Source organism: Peribacillus sp. NPDC060253 (assembly GCF_042727425.1).
Lineage (GTDB): Bacteria > Bacillota > Bacilli > Bacillales > DSM-1321 > Peribacillus.
This window is the reverse complement of sequence record NZ_JBHXAS010000118.1, coordinates 1-14,267: the sequence shown is the minus strand read 5'-3', so window position 1 is coordinate 14,267 and position 14,267 is coordinate 1. Positions and strand designations below refer to the sequence as shown.

At 39.9% G+C, this 14,267-nt stretch carries 21 protein-coding genes; 14 read left to right on the top strand and 7 right to left on the bottom strand.

Annotated features, from left to right (window positions below):
* Positions 1–61: 61 nt before the first annotated feature.
* The 12 genes from mgtE to spoVIF all read left to right on the top strand — a co-directional run bounded on the left by mgtE (position 62) and on the right by spoVIF (position 7,340).
* Positions 62–1,402 (top strand): magnesium transporter, encoded by a 1,341-nt coding sequence (gene mgtE / locus ACFWE9_RS21935; protein WP_377358771.1) that lies wholly within the window; start codon positions 62–64, stop codon positions 1,400–1,402.
* A 131-nt stretch (positions 1,403–1,533) separates the two neighbouring features.
* Positions 1,534–2,307: an enoyl-ACP reductase FabI gene (gene fabI / locus ACFWE9_RS21930; RefSeq protein WP_230157833.1), complete on the top strand. Its 774-nt coding sequence runs from the start codon at positions 1,534–1,536 to the stop codon at positions 2,305–2,307.
* Between the two features lie 428 nt (positions 2,308–2,735).
* The gene (locus tag ACFWE9_RS21925) at positions 2,736–3,056 is read left to right on the top strand and encodes a hypothetical protein (RefSeq protein WP_230157832.1); all 321 of its coding nucleotides are present in this window, start codon (positions 2,736–2,738) and stop codon (positions 3,054–3,056) included.
* Between the two features lie 11 nt (positions 3,057–3,067).
* Entirely contained in the window at positions 3,068–3,652 is a 585-nt protein-coding gene (locus tag ACFWE9_RS21920) for a hypothetical protein (protein WP_377358769.1), read from the top strand.
* Positions 3,653–3,666: 14 nt separating this feature from the next.
* Complete coding sequence (locus ACFWE9_RS21915; RefSeq protein WP_230157828.1) at positions 3,667–4,032, top strand: DUF1360 domain-containing protein; 366 nt, start codon at positions 3,667–3,669, stop codon at positions 4,030–4,032.
* A gap of 63 nt (positions 4,033–4,095) precedes the next feature.
* Entirely contained in the window at positions 4,096–4,221 is a 126-nt protein-coding gene (locus ACFWE9_RS21910; protein WP_377358767.1) for a hypothetical protein, read from the top strand.
* Positions 4,222–4,341: 120 nt separating this feature from the next.
* On the top strand, positions 4,342–4,839 hold the full coding sequence (locus ACFWE9_RS21905; RefSeq protein WP_230157827.1) for a YhcN/YlaJ family sporulation lipoprotein: 498 nt from the start codon (positions 4,342–4,344) through the stop codon (positions 4,837–4,839).
* Positions 4,840–4,857: 18 nt separating this feature from the next.
* Positions 4,858–5,328: a stage V sporulation protein AC gene (gene spoVAC, locus ACFWE9_RS21900; RefSeq protein ID WP_230157825.1), complete on the top strand. Its 471-nt coding sequence runs from the start codon at positions 4,858–4,860 to the stop codon at positions 5,326–5,328.
* A 3-nt stretch (positions 5,329–5,331) separates the two neighbouring features.
* Positions 5,332–6,357 carry a stage V sporulation protein AD gene (gene spoVAD / locus ACFWE9_RS21895; RefSeq protein ID WP_230157824.1) on the top strand — a complete coding sequence of 342 codons (1,026 nt, stop codon included), beginning with the start codon at positions 5,332–5,334 and terminating at the stop codon, positions 6,355–6,357.
* Positions 6,358–6,373: 16 nt separating this feature from the next.
* Positions 6,374–6,730 (top strand): stage V sporulation protein AE, encoded by a 357-nt coding sequence (gene spoVAE, locus ACFWE9_RS21890; RefSeq protein ID WP_057278904.1) that lies wholly within the window; start codon positions 6,374–6,376, stop codon positions 6,728–6,730.
* 101 nt (positions 6,731–6,831) lie between these two features.
* Entirely contained in the window at positions 6,832–6,972 is a 141-nt protein-coding gene (locus tag ACFWE9_RS21885; RefSeq protein ID WP_230157823.1) for a YjcZ family sporulation protein, read from the top strand.
* Between the two features lie 113 nt (positions 6,973–7,085).
* On the top strand, positions 7,086–7,340 hold the full coding sequence (gene spoVIF, locus ACFWE9_RS21880; RefSeq protein WP_034314458.1) for a sporulation-specific transcription regulator SpoVIF: 255 nt from the start codon (positions 7,086–7,088) through the stop codon (positions 7,338–7,340).
* 66 nt (positions 7,341–7,406) lie between these two features.
* On the opposite strand, the gene ACFWE9_RS21875 is transcribed toward spoVIF, so the two are convergent.
* Entirely contained in the window at positions 7,407–9,680 is a 2,274-nt protein-coding gene (locus ACFWE9_RS21875) for an ATP-dependent helicase (RefSeq protein WP_230157822.1), read from the bottom strand.
* 151 nt (positions 9,681–9,831) lie between these two features.
* Between ACFWE9_RS21875 and ACFWE9_RS21870 the strand changes: the two genes are divergently transcribed.
* Positions 9,832–10,125, top strand: coding sequence for a hypothetical protein (locus ACFWE9_RS21870; RefSeq protein WP_230157820.1), 294 nt, complete (start codon positions 9,832–9,834; stop codon positions 10,123–10,125).
* Between the two features lie 55 nt (positions 10,126–10,180).
* Here ACFWE9_RS21870 and ACFWE9_RS21865 read toward each other — a convergent pair whose 3' ends face one another.
* The 5 genes from ACFWE9_RS21865 to ACFWE9_RS21845 form a co-directional block, all read right to left on the bottom strand.
* Positions 10,181–10,669 carry a spore coat protein gene (locus tag ACFWE9_RS21865; RefSeq protein WP_230157818.1) on the bottom strand — a complete coding sequence of 163 codons (489 nt, stop codon included), beginning with the start codon at positions 10,667–10,669 and terminating at the stop codon, positions 10,181–10,183.
* Between the two features lie 235 nt (positions 10,670–10,904).
* On the bottom strand, positions 10,905–11,168 hold the full coding sequence (locus tag ACFWE9_RS21860) for a hypothetical protein (protein ID WP_230157816.1): 264 nt from the start codon (positions 11,166–11,168) through the stop codon (positions 10,905–10,907).
* Positions 11,169–11,330: 162 nt separating this feature from the next.
* Positions 11,331–11,756: a GNAT family N-acetyltransferase gene (locus tag ACFWE9_RS21855; protein WP_230157814.1), complete on the bottom strand. Its 426-nt coding sequence runs from the start codon at positions 11,754–11,756 to the stop codon at positions 11,331–11,333.
* Between the two features lie 4 nt (positions 11,757–11,760).
* Entirely contained in the window at positions 11,761–12,276 is a 516-nt protein-coding gene (locus tag ACFWE9_RS21850; RefSeq protein WP_230157812.1) for a YjcG family protein, read from the bottom strand.
* An 86-nt stretch (positions 12,277–12,362) separates the two neighbouring features.
* Positions 12,363–13,085, bottom strand: coding sequence for an alpha/beta hydrolase (locus ACFWE9_RS21845; RefSeq protein ID WP_230157810.1), 723 nt, complete (start codon positions 13,083–13,085; stop codon positions 12,363–12,365).
* A gap of 192 nt (positions 13,086–13,277) precedes the next feature.
* Between ACFWE9_RS21845 and ACFWE9_RS21840 the strand changes: the two genes are divergently transcribed.
* Positions 13,278–13,835: a phosphatidylglycerophosphatase A family protein gene (locus tag ACFWE9_RS21840; protein WP_230157808.1), complete on the top strand. Its 558-nt coding sequence runs from the start codon at positions 13,278–13,280 to the stop codon at positions 13,833–13,835.
* A gap of 25 nt (positions 13,836–13,860) precedes the next feature.
* On the opposite strand, the gene ACFWE9_RS21835 is transcribed toward ACFWE9_RS21840, so the two are convergent.
* Entirely contained in the window at positions 13,861–14,082 is a 222-nt protein-coding gene (locus ACFWE9_RS21835; RefSeq protein ID WP_230157806.1) for a hypothetical protein, read from the bottom strand.
* Positions 14,083–14,267: the final 185 nt, after the last annotated feature.

Genomic DNA, 14,267 nt, shown 5'->3' with positions numbered 1-14,267 from the left:
AAATAAGTTTTATTGGAGGTGTATAGCTATGGAAGAGTTGAAGGAACGGGATAGTAATCAAATGAATTATGAGCTATTGCTTGACGCACTTAAAACGGAAAACTTAGATCAGTTCCGCACGGAGTTTCTGGAAATGCATCCATATGATCAGGCCCAATTTTATACAAGCCTGTCGGATGAATTTCGGTCAGTTGTGTACAAATATTTATCTCCGGAAGAAATGGCTGGTCTATTTGAAAACATTGAAATAGATGAAGAGAATTACGAAAGCCTACTTGCTGAAATGAATCCTTCTTACGTAGCCGATATGCTATCCCATATGTATGCAGATGATGCTGCAGACGTTTTGAATGAGATCAATGATGAGCAAGCCGTAAGCTATTTAACGATCATGGATGATGAAGCAGCCAGTGAAATCCAGGAGCTTTTGAACTATGAGGAATCAACAGCAGGAAGCATAATGACAACAGAGTTCATAGCTATTGAGGCGAACGAAACAGCTCGTTCCGCGATGCAGATTTTAAAGCGTGAAGCACCGCAAGCGGAAACTATTTATTATGTATTTGTTACGGACCAAGATAAGAAACTGCTTGGTGTGCTATCGCTCCGGACCTTGATTATCGCAGATGAAGAGGCTTTAATCAGTGAGTTAATGGATGACAGGGTAGTATCCGTCCCTGTATCTGAGGACCAAGAAGAGGTGGCCCGGAAAATAAGGGACTATAACTTCCTCGCTGTACCTGTTGTTGACTTTCAAAATCATTTGTTAGGGATCATTACAGTTGATGATATCATTGATGTCATGGACGAAGAAGCATCCGATGATTATTCTAAATTAGCAGGTATATCAGATCTCGACCACGTTGATAAGGGGCCATTTTCGGCTGCAAAAAAACGGCTGCCATGGTTGGTCATTCTTTTATTTTTAGGCTTATTGACTGCGAGTTTGATTGGTCGATTTGAAGAGACACTGAGCCAAAAAGCAATTCTTGCCGTTTTTATTCCATTGATTGGCGGCATGGCTGGAAATACAGGAACACAAGCATTGGCAGTAGCGGTCAGAGGAATCGCAACAGGGGAATTAGAGCAGGAAAGCAAGTGGAAACTGGTCCTTCGAGAGGCTGGAACTGGACTTATTATTGGCCTGACATGTGGAATTGCTATCATTTTTATCGTATATTTTTGGCAAAACGATTTAATGCTTGGATTATTGGTCGGTATTTCGATTTTCATTACGTTAATTGTTGCCACACTCGCCGGATCGCTTGTTCCGCTCCTCATGCATAAAATGAAGATTGACCCAGCCGTAGCTTCTGGTCCTTTCATTACAACCATAAATGACCTTATCAGTATACTGATTTATTTCGGATTGGCCACATTATTCATGGGGTATTTATTATAAGCGAAGTATGCCTTCGTATGAATGATAGTCCAAGGAGTTCAGAAAACGGTGTTTTTATAAAAGGAAATTTGATATACTATCTTTAGTAGCAGGTACTAATAACTTGTATTAAAAATAGGAGGTCACATACGATGACTTTTTCATTAGAAGGAAAAACGTTTGTCATTATGGGTGTAGCTAATAAAAGAAGTATTGCTTGGGGAGTTGCCCGTTCCTTACATAAAGCAGGTGCAAAGCTGATATTCACGTATGGAAAAGATCGTACAGAAAAAAGCGTGAGAGAACTATCTTCCACATTGGAAGGAGAACCTTCCATCATTTTACAATGTGATGTGACGAAGGACGAAGATATCGAGAAGTGCTTTGCCACAATTAAGGAAAAGGTGGAAGTCATCCATGGTGTTGCACATTGTGTGGCTTTCGCTAACAAGGAAGAACTTGACGGTGATTTCGTCAACACGAGTCGTGAAGGGTTCTTGCTTGCCCATAATATCAGTTCTTTCTCTTTAACGGCTGTCGCTAAAGCGGCAAAAGAAATCATGCCAAACGGTGGCAGCATCATCACGATGACCTATCTTGGCGGTGAACGAGTCATGCCAAATTATAATGTAATGGGAGTGGCTAAGGCTTCACTTGAAGCCAATGTTCGTTATCTATCAAGTGATCTTGGTAAAGATAACATTCGAGTGAATGCCATTTCAGCTGGCCCGATACGTACGTTATCGGCTAAAGGAGTCCGTGATTTCAATACAATCTTGAAGAAGATTGAGGAAGAGGCACCACTTCGTCGTACGACGACTCCTGAAGAAGTAGGGGATACGGCAGTATTCTTATTAAGCGACATGTCCCGCGGGATAACCGGGGAAAATATCCATGTGGATTCTGGTTATCATGTAATTGGATGACTATAAAAGTAGGGGGCCGTTATCGGTCCCCTTTTTGTTGATTTTCCACTGCTATGTCATTCTGGCCATCAAGAGGGTATCTTGATGTTCTGCATCCCCCAAATGGATCGGAATATGTCATCTTCCAAAGGAATCCTCCCTTCGCTCTGTTATTCTGATTGGTGTTTTTTCGAAGTGACCACCAAATCAAAATCTTCCCAAAAGAAAGTAGAACGGAAATCCACCCTTCCCCCTCTTTGCTCCATTAATCCCCTACATATACAAGCTTGGATGATGTCCTTATATCTATAGCGGGAGCACATCTCCAGCATAAAAAAAGTTGAATTTCATATAAATGATACATAGAGCAGATATTCATTGTTTGGTGAGAATCAGCATAAACCTGCTTTCAACCCTATTTTGGGCCAATGAAAAAGGAGGAGGGCATCATGGACGTGAAGAAAATCAATCTGCCTTGTGCTGTTGGTAAACAAACCGTACACGATACGCTGAAGAGAAATTTGAAATTGAATTTGAATGAAAAAAGTATCAGCACGCCATATAGTGCCGAGGAATTGGTGGAGCTATTGTCCCGACTTCCAGCCTTTGCACCTAAGCCTGTATGTAAATTCATCATCAATGGTCGTACACTGTTTGGAAAATTGGAACAAAAAAAAAAATCCAGTCTGTATATAAGACATAAATTTGGAAAAAAGGTTGTTCAATACCATATCGAACAGCTGCAGTCTGTGGATATTCTGAAATATTAAGGGGGATTTTCATGTCAGAGAATAATGGCGATAAGGAGTCCAAACCAATCTTATATGTGGATCAGACAAAAATATCCGATAAGCGAGGGAATATGCAAACTAATTTCCGAACGAAAAAAGTCAAATCTCAAAATACGGCAGAGCCCGAACTTGAGGAAGTAAAGGATAATGAAGCGGAGCATAAAGAAGAAAAAATAGAAGAAGTTAAACGTGAATTTGGTGTATATGATGCGATGAAGGAAATTGAATCAGAGATAAGTGCAATTAGGAAAATTACCAATCAATATGTTCCTGAACAAACCCCTGTTGAACAAATCGAACATCCTGAACAAATAGAAAAGGAAATCGAAAAGCCAGTCAAGAAAAGAAGGAAGAAGGTGGAGGAAAAAGAATCTTCCCGCGACATCATTTCCCGATTATCCAATCATCAAGGTTTTCCAAAGCCATTATGTGAGGCGACTATTAACGGAGAAACACTTAAGTTTCATGTATTGGGAATGAAGGGGGAATCCGTGAAGATAAAAAGAGGGAACCATATTCGCTACGTCGGTCTCCCGGATATTATCGATGCCAAAATAATTGAAGAATCCAAGTGAAGGAGTAATATTGAATGTTTCTCCCACAAAATGAGTTCACCTTGTTTCTAATATTAGGCTTGGCCTCTTTTAGGCTGACACGTTTGATCGTTTTCGATAAAATCATGGAGCCGCTACGCCGCCCATTTTTTAACGAGATAGAGGAAAAGAATGAAGCAGGAGATGTGGAAATATATTTATTGCCCAAAGAAAGGGGACTGCTTGGCTGGGGTGGACAATTGCTTAGCTGTTTTTGGTGTGTGGGTGTCTGGGTCAGTCTTTTTCTGGTTTTCCTTTATCTAAATCGTTGGTTTTTGGGGGACGTCCTGATTTTGATCCTTGCCGTAGCAGCTGTAGGTGCGATCATTGAGGTTACTATTAGCAAAATTATGGACATTTGATTGGAAACAACTTGTCTCTTCATTCATATAGTATGTTAGAGACAGTAAAGGAGGAGTCATACATTGTATAATAAACAGAATCCGTGGGCTTATGCCCAACCGATGAAAAAAGATCAACCGGTCAAAATCAAGAAAGACTGTGGCTGTAACAATAATAATAATAATAATAATAAAAATAAAGGCTATTGAGTAATAACAAAAAAACCTTTCCAATTAGGAAAGGTTTTTTTGTTTCCTAATCCTACCATTCATAAAAAACCGGTTAATTCAAGAAAATAATACTAGAACGATAAATTAGGATGTGATTCTATGTTCAGACAAGGAAGATATTTTTATGGCAGCTTGATTTTTTTTGTGGTTGCTTTGTGTTTACTAACTGCCTGTAGCAGTCAGGAGGACGGAAAAACAGAGAATTTAGCGTTGATTAAACGTACGAATCCTGAACCGATGGATATCATTAATGGGATGGATCATGAAGATGAAAAAGGACTGATTTCAAAGGTCAAGGAAACAGTTGCTAAAGAAGATACCATTTATGACGTGATCGTTGTGAAAAATGGAAAAAAGATTATCGTCGCTTATAAAGTTAAGCACTTACAACGTTTTCATATGAAGAAGATTGAAAAGAATGTGACAGGACATCTGGAAGAAAAGTTTCCCAAGTATGAATTTATCGTATCGAGCGACTATAAAATCTTTTTGGAATCTGTAAGATTGAACGAATTGCTCAAGAAAAAAGATGTTCCCGAGAAAAAGGCAAGAAAGAAGTTCAAGGAAATTGAAGGACTACAAAAAGAGTTAATTTAGAAAGAGAGGTTCTGCACTATGAGTGGCAAGGAGAAAACGACACCCCAGCAGGATGCTTATCAACAGCTCCAAGGGAAGCATGAAATCAAAAGACCTATAGTGAAAAATTGTTTGAAAGCCTTTTTAGTAGGTGGGATTTTTTGCATAGTGGGACAAGCAATTTCTTACTTCTATATTTATTTTTTTAACTTTACGGAACAGACAGCTGGAGGTCCAACAACTGCAACCATGGTGTTTCTGGCCCTTTTAATGACCGGTTTCGGGTTTTACGACCGCATCGGGCAGTTTGGTGGGGCAGGGAGTGCCGTCCCTGTTACAGGCTTCGGTAACGCAGTCATTTCAGCTGCTATCGAGCACCGGACGGAAGGATTTGTTCTTGGTGTTGGATCCAATATGTTTAAGTTGGCCGGATCGGTGATTTTATTTGGAGTTTTTTCAGCCTTTGTCGTGGCACTGATTAAAACGATTTATCTCATGATTGGAGGCTAAGCGATGTTAAAGGGAAAACAAACATGGATGTTCGCCAATAAACCGGTCATTTTGGAAACAGGGGTAACAGGTGGTCCATTTGAGGCAAATGGAGAAATCGCGGGTGATTTCGATATCCTGTACGACGATTTGTGGATGGAGCAGGATTCATATGAGAAGGCCCATCGTCATTTGATGGAGAAAGCGGTGGAGCTTGCATTGGAGAAAGGTGAAATCGACAAGGAGCAGGTACAGTTTTTCTTGGCGGGTGATTTAATCAATCAGATTACACCAACAAGTTTAGCAGCTAGAACCAACGGCATTCCGTATTTTGGTTTGTTTGGAGCCTGTTCCACTTCAATGGAAGGGCTCGCTTTAGCTGCCTTCATCACCAATTATGGTGGGGCGAACTATGTGTTGACAGGAGCCTCGAGCCATAATGCGGCTGTTGAAAAGCAATTCCGCTATCCAACTGAATATGGAGGACAAAAACCTCCTACAGCTCAATGGACGATAACGGGTGCAGGGGTGGCGCTTGTTGCTCCAAATGGAAGCAAACAAGGGGAATTTCCCCAAATTGTTTCAGCCACTATCGGCAAGGTCATTGACATGGGGTTGAAAGATCCCTTCAATATGGGGGGAGCGATGGCTCCGGCAGCCGTCGATACGATTCTTGCACATTTCAATGATACGGGAATGACCCCGGATGATTATGATTTGATCATTACGGGTGATTTAGGACAAATAGGCAGGGAAACAGCCATGGACTTATTAAAGCAAAAGGGCCAATATATCAATCAGGAAAAATTCAAAGATTGCGGCTTGATGATCTTTAAGAAGGACCAGCCTGTTTTGGCAGGCGGCAGTGGAGCGGGATGTTCAGCAGTGGTTTTATATGGACATATCCTTAATGAAATGATTCAGGGTAAATATAAAAAAATCCTGCTCGTTGCAACAGGAGCATTATTGTCACCGCTATCCGTCCAACAAAAAGATACGATACCATGCATTGCCCATGCGGTGGCCATAGAGTATGGGATGAAATCATGAAAAAGGAGAGATTTGGATGTTAGCAATGTTTTTTTGGGCCTTTGTCATCGGTGGCTTGATTTGCGTAGTCGGCCAGCTTCTATTCGATGTTGCTAAGCTGACACCAGCACATACGTTAAGCTTGTTCGTTGTAATTGGAGCGGTTCTTGGCGGGTTTGATCTATATGAACCACTTGTTGACTTTGCAGGTGCAGGAGCAACCATACCAATCGTTTCATTTGGGAACTCGCTAGTGAACGGGGCCATGATGGAATCGGAAAAACATGGTCTTGTTGGCGTACTGACAGGTATGTTCGAAATTACGAGCTCCGGTATCTCAGCAGCTATCATCTTTGGATTTATCGGGGCTTTAGTTTTCAGACCAAAAGGATAAGATTAGCGGAAATAGGCAGCCTGGACTAGGACATGGCCTATACATATTTGTCCAGACCTACATATGTTATCAGTAAGCTTTAGCGAGAGCGAGGTGATTTTATGTTTGGTTCTGGTGGCTACGGTTGTTGTGGCGGCGGCGGTTATGGCTATGGCGGCGGCTATGGCGGTGGAGGCTCTACTTTCGCGATAATCGTTGTATTGTTTATCCTATTAATCATTGTAGGGGCTTCTTTCTGCTAAATTAAAAGGAATAGGCGGAAGAAGCCTATTCCTTTTATTTTTATTTATAAGGGCCTAGCACCATTTTTCTGATCTTGCCATAGGATAGGTACAGAAAAGGGAGGGGCTTAGGTATGGATAATAACTTTTTTAAAAACATAGAAGGTAAAACGGGCGTAAATATGAAGGATGTATTAGAATTGGCAAATTCTCTACAAGGAGCCAATTTCAAGGATGAAACGACTGTTAGAAACGTTATAAAGCGTGTTTCAAAAATAGCTAATAAACCGGTCAATAAGGAAACGGAAGATAAAATCGTCCATTCCATCGTGGCTGAAGGAAATAAACTGGATTTCGGTACGATTTCCAATATGATAAATAAAAAATGATAAACAAAGAGGCCTGCTATTATGCAGGCCTTTTCTATTTTGCAGGGAAACTTCATTCACTCTTGGTCAAAGCTTCAAGAAGCGAGATGGATGGGCGGTTCGTCCACGTCTCGTTTGCAAGATCGAAAGGTAAAGATCCTGTTTTGCCCGGGTTGCTGCTACATAGAGCAATCGTCTTTCCTCTTCAAGAGGGGAAAGTTCCCCTTTTCGGTATGATTCTAGTGCGAAATCATGAGGAATGCTGCCGTCGACAGCAGCAAGAACATAAACGGTTTGATACTCAAGCCCTTTGGAACGGTGTATGGTTGTAAGCTGTATCGCATCCTTAAAATGTTTAGACAGCTGTTTTATTTCTTGAACCATGGCAGTCATATGGTCGACATGTTCAAGGAAAGCAGCGACTGTAGGAAAACGATTTGCTGCCACCTTTAGGTCGCGGATGTCATCTGAACCTTTTTCAAGGTTCGCTTCATTTCCGCGTTTTTTAACATATTCCTGGTATCCTAAATCTTTCTCGATGATTTCTAAAGCTACGAGCGGCGACATAATTTTTAATGAACGGATCAGACCTGGGATCGTTTTTAATTTTCGTTCTTGAAAAGCATGTCCCGTCTTAACAAAAGCAAATGCATCAATAAAATCACAGTCCTGGAGGATTGTCTGTGCTTTTAACTCCTGTAATATACTTTGTTTTAAAAATAAGGCGGAAAGGACATCGGATGCTGCCTTGCTATCATGGGGATATAAACTCAAGCGCATAAAGGCGAGCATGCCTCGAATGACCCTGCGCTGATAAAACGAATCCGCATCTTTTTCAATGACAAATGGCAGGTTGGAAGCGGCTAACCTTTCAAAGATGGCCCGCGACATCGTGTGTGTCCTGTACAAAACTGCGAAGTCCCCAGGGTTCGCTCCTTTGGATATTTTTTCTTGGATATCAGATACGATCATCGTTGCTTCCAATTCTTCATCATAAGGATAAAACAATACAGGAGGATTTCCAGAATCATGCTGTGCCCGCATCTTTTTCTCCATACGGTTCTGGTTACGCTTGATCAAGCGGTTCGCAGTTGCGACGATTTCATGAGAAGAGCGGTAATTTTCGGTTAGCTTTACAACTTGTGATTGAGGAAAATCATGATTGAAATTCAAGATATACTTTGGATCACTTCCCCGGAAGGAATAGATGGATTGGTCATCATCTCCAACCGCACAAACATTTTTTGATTCAGCAGAGAGGAGTTTTATCAATTCATATTGAACTTTATTGATATCCTGAAACTCATCAACCAAAAAATATTGAAACCTTTGCTGATATTTCTTTAAAAATTCCGGGTGGTTTTTTAAAAATACATAACAGCCGACAAGCATATCATCAAAATCATATTTTCCTGTTTGTAGTTTATACTCTTCATATTTCTTATATAAAAATAAACAGGATTTCTCCCACTCGTCAATCGGTTGAATATCTTCAGGAAAAGCCAATGAGTTTTTCCAAAGTCCAATTTGTTGGAGTGCTTGATCATAGGCAAATTCCTTATCATCAAGTTCCAATTCCCTGCCAGCCTGTTTCAATACCTTTTCTTTTTCCCACTCCCATTTTAATAGGAAATCGCGCTGCCATTTGGATGGTTCGTGAAAAATTAGGATTTTATAAAAGATGCTATGAAAGGTCCCGCTAACAATTTGAGAAACAAGGGAAGGAGTCATATAAGGATAGCCGAGCAGACGCTGCTGCATTTCCTTTGCAGATTTCGCCGTAAAGGTTACAAGCATGATACTTTTTGGGTCAATCTTTTTCACTGTGAGCATATAGGCCGTACGGACCGTCAATACTCGGGTTTTGCCGCTGCCGGCTCCTGAAAGGACGAGAATTGGTCCATCGATCGTCATTACCGCTCTTAGTTGCTCTGCATCGAGAACAACCCCGGATGAAGATAATTCCTGAAAGTATGGTTCCTCTAATTGTGCCAGGGCATGTTGTTTATCTGAATATTTCGGATTGCCGGTTATGGGCCGGCTTTTAAGGAAAGGTTCCGTAATGGTTTTTGTTTCCGTAATGGTTCGTGATGTAGGAATCCTAAATCCATTCTGTTCCATGTATTCTAATGGCTTGTCCTCAATTATTGGTGCGGAATTTGGCATTTCACAGGGCACCTGCGTTGGGTCACTGTGATAAAAATAAGGTGTCTCATGGATTCCAATAAATAATTTCACTGGTTTATGACAAATGATACAAGAAAGCTGATCACGTTTTCCTTTTTCAAAAAGTGTCTGCAGCTCACCAGCTGAAACGGTATGTAAATGTACGATTTCAGTGCCAGATTTTGCTTGATTCATATAAATGGATACCTCTAATCTATTAAAAATATCGGCAATACTCATCATACCAGAAGATTAAGAAAAAAGAATGCGGAAATCATGTTTAATTATTGTTCCCAGCAGGGTAATTAAATGACAATATGACCATTTAAATAAAGGAGGGATCACGATGGGATACATAGCTCCTGTCACACAATTTGATTATATTCAATATGCCAACCGGACGATCGAAGCTGCAGAGAAAGTAAGAATTGTTAATGGGACGACACCCATTCAGCCTATCCGTTTTGATCAGGTGTTGGAAGAAAGGGGAAGCTTTGAAGAATTCAAGCAAGTTCAATATCATAATCGGGAAAGAAGGGATGGAGCGAGCACCTATAAAATTCAAATCGGCAGGAAAGTTCACCAAGAAATAACGGCTGAAATGACTGGAAAAGGTGGGTACTTCAACAAAATTGTGTAGTGTTGCTATGAAAAACAAAAGAGGACACGCGAAGTGTCCTTTTTGTGTTGATTTCTTAAAGAATGTCAATTTCTACGATTAGAGCTAACAATAGTTGAAGTAATAGTTGGATGTTAAGAGCGATTTGTGCATCAGTTGTTGTAATGTCGATATCACGGCTGTTTTCAACAATTGTTTTTTGGCGCGTGATTTGTTTAACATTAGAAGATTGGATTAATTCTTGAGTAATTCTGTCAGCATTATCAGAATCTGCAATGGAAATGCTTACGATGACCGCAATTGCAGCTTGTAGAGCAGTTTGAAGAGAAAGGGCCGCTTTAACATCCGTTGAAATGACATTTACATTGCAAGAATCTTTAATGTAAATAAGTTCTTCAGAAAGCTGAACTTGACTATTATCCTGTCTTGCCTCTTGGTTAATCCGTGTTTCATCGTCGTTACAGAATCCTGAAAGGGGATGTCTGGAAGCGGAATCTAGAGCCGACCATGATCTATCAGAGTCTTCATGTGTGTTACAGTTGCTACGATATACATTTTGGTTCATGTTGTTTTTTCCTCCTTAGGTTTTATTCCCTATTAAAATATGCTTTGATGGGTAATCGGGTTGGACGAATAAATCAGTTAATTCGTCTATTTTTTAAATACTTAGAAAAAGTATTAGTGTGTGGGGGATGCATGATTAAGAAGCTGGAGCTTTAGGAATGAAATGTAAGTGCTGCTATGTCTGGGTTTACTTATTTCTCGCCAGCAAGTAAGGTTTGATTAGGTGATATGGTGCGTCATTTATCTTTGGAATCAGTGAATTTGTTGTGAATGGAATTTGTAACTGGATTAACATCATGTTCCGTGATGTTCGTTTCTTGGTTTATGATTTTTTGTGATTGCTCTTGTAAATAGCGAACGGTTTCTCTAAGATTGTTTCTCTCTCTTTCAGTTAGATCGACTTTTTCCTTTTTGAAACCATGTTTTCTCATAGTCCTCGAAACCAGCAGTTCCATCAGTCTTTTTTGAGACTCCTCCAGGTTAAATTCATTGTTACCCATAAAATTTTCCCTCCTTCTTGCTTTCTATATATAGACTATGTATTTTTGCGAAGATTGCCATTGAACGGAAATGGTTTTTTTTATAAAACGATAATTTAAGATCATGAACGAACAAAAAAAGCTGTCCAATCAGAAGACTGAAGGGACAGCTTTTTTATATCATTAAATGGTTTTCATCATCGTTTTATGTGGAATGCCAGCATCCATGAATTCGTCGGAAACGACCTCATACCCTAATTTCGAATAAAAAGGAATCGCATGCACCTGGGAATCAAGCTTCAATTGAGGTACTTCCTGCTGGATTGCGTATTCCTCAATAGCGTTCATGATCATGGCACCGGCCCCGCTCTTTCGGCCCGATGACAGTACACAAATGCGCTGGACTTTACCGATGTTATCGATGACCCTGAAGCGGCCTGCACCGATTGGTTGTTCCTGCTCGTTATATAAAACGAAGTGGGTAGAGACGTCTTCGTATTCATCGATCTCTTCTTCAAGAGGAACGTTTTGTTCGTGGACGAACACTTTTTTTCTAATCATATAAGCATTTTCGCGATCTAGGGTGGTTTCTGCAATTTTTACAAACACGAAATCATTCAGCTCCTAATCTAAATGTTTCATATACGGTCCAAGCACCGTCTTCAAGCTGGTATAACAAGTGAACTCGCTTAACTTCTTCTTCATGGCTGACATCAAGCATGCTTAATTGGCCTAAAACATCAGAATGCTCATTATCGGATAAATCTTGAGCGATGGTAATATGCGGGACAAATGCATGTTCACTTTCACTTTTCATGAAGTCCTCATTGTTAAGTGCATCATGCAGCTCTTGAAGTCCTTCGGATAATTCGACTTTGAAATAAATGGTATTGCTTACGGGTTGGAAAGACTTCACTTTCGTTACGTTCATCGTAAAGGGCTTGCACTTTTGGGCAATACCTTTTAATTGATCTGCAATCGACGAAATTTCCATATCCGTCGCTTCAAACGTTGGTTTAAGCGTTAGATGAGGTGGAATGAAAGCATATTTCGTATCATATCTTTTTCGATAGGAATTAGCTAAATCTTGAAGTTTTTTTGAAGGGAAGATTGCAACACCATATTTCATAAATAAAACCTCCTGATATTTTTATTGTTGTATTTTAGTTGGATATGTTTTCCTGAAACATTTCTAAAGAGATGATTTCAAAAATGTTAGAACATTTCCAATAGTGCTCTTTTTAAATCCGCCTGCCAATATTTCCAGGTATGATTACCTTCAAATTCTTCATAGAAGCATGGAAATCCTTTTTGGTTTAATAATTTATGCAATTTCCTGTTAGGGTCTATGAAGTTTTCCCGATTGCCATCCGTAGTCGGAACATCTGTTTCCCCAGTCCCGATTACATGGTAAAGTTCGAGGAGATGCGGATCCTCAAAATTACGTACAGCATCCATTACGGCTTCATTGGCAAGTGGAGATTGCATGATGCACTTCCCGAATGTATGGGGATATTGCAGAGCGGCCAATAAAGAAACTGTACCACCAAGAGAATCGCCAATCAAAGCTCTGCCATGTCCCATTTGATAGGTTGGAAATTCATCATCTAAAAACGGGACAAGCTCATGGGCTAGAAAGCGTATGTATGCAATGTGCTGTTCCCCGTCAGGATGATATTTGCGTCTGCGGTCAAAACGGTCTTTATAAGGAATGCCGACAATGATGATATTTTCAATCTCATCGTTCCCTAACAGCTCATCGGCTACGCGACCAATTCGGCCCATTTGAAAATAATCACGTCCATCTTGAGCAATGACGAGCGAGTATTTATACAGTGGCGAATAATTAGCTGGCAAGTAAACAAGTAGTTCCAATTCTTCTGCTAATGCTTCACTTTTAAACATGTACTCTTTAATCGTGCCTTTGCGTAAACTCATTTTCCCGCACCTCAATGATAATTAATAATGAAAAACAACTTACTAGGCTATTTTAGCATAGCCGCGCGACTTTTTCCCGTGGCAAGAATTTGGAATAGAAAATTTTTGATATGTATTCTAAAAATTTAGATAATAAGATGGTATAATACAAGGATATAGAAAAATAATACAATAGAAGAGGTGGCGAAATAAATGGCAGATGTACACGTACACAGCAGGGAAGTAACAAAGGCGGCTAAACGAACATTAATAGAGCGCGGTGTCAGTGTGGAGGCCATCGCTAAAATTGTTTATGAATTGCAAATCCCATATAAAGCAGATTTAAGACTGGAGGAATGCATCCGAAGCGTTGAGCGTGTCCTTTTGAAGAGGGAAATTCAACATGCCATTTTAGTCGGTGTGGAGCTGGATAAACTGGCAGAGCAAAAGAAGCTATCAGAACCGCTGCAATCCATTGTTGAATCTGATGAAGGATTATTCGGAGTGGATGAAACGATTGCTTTTGGTGCTGTACTAGGATATGGAAGCATTGCAGTAACGACCTTTGGCCATTTGGATAAAAATAAAATAGGCGTCATTCACGAACTTGATAAGAAGCAAGAAGGAATCGTGCATACCTTCCTGGATGATATCGTTGCAAGTATTGCCGCGAGTGCCGCCTCAAGATTAGCTCATCGTCTGAGAGATGAAGAAGAATCGCTAACTGAACAAGAAAAGGACATTCAGGAAGAAGAAGAGTTAATCGGGTGAATCTTTATGGAATAATCACGAATTTTCATCCGGATTTATCATATTTAGCCTTAATGAGGCGGGCAGAAAGGATATTGTTCAATTTAAATGTTCTTTTTGTCTGCCTTAGAAAACAGAAAGCGTGAATATGGCCTGGATATATTTCAAGCACCTGAATTTTCCGTTGTGTAATTTTTCCTTTTTCGGAGAGATAAATAATCTCCAATGGAGCGTTTTCTTCCAGATGTTTACGAAGTATATATTTCATTCCTTGTCACTCCTTTGCTAACTTACTTGCTTTTATTATATGCGAACGTACGTTTTGTATGCAAGTAAAAAAGGGAACGTTTGTTTTGTTTTCTTTGCAGGAGGAAAATAAAAGTAAGAAATTAAAACTTTATTAATATAATACGTTGACTTTTTATCAAAAAAACTTATAATAAAATATGTATT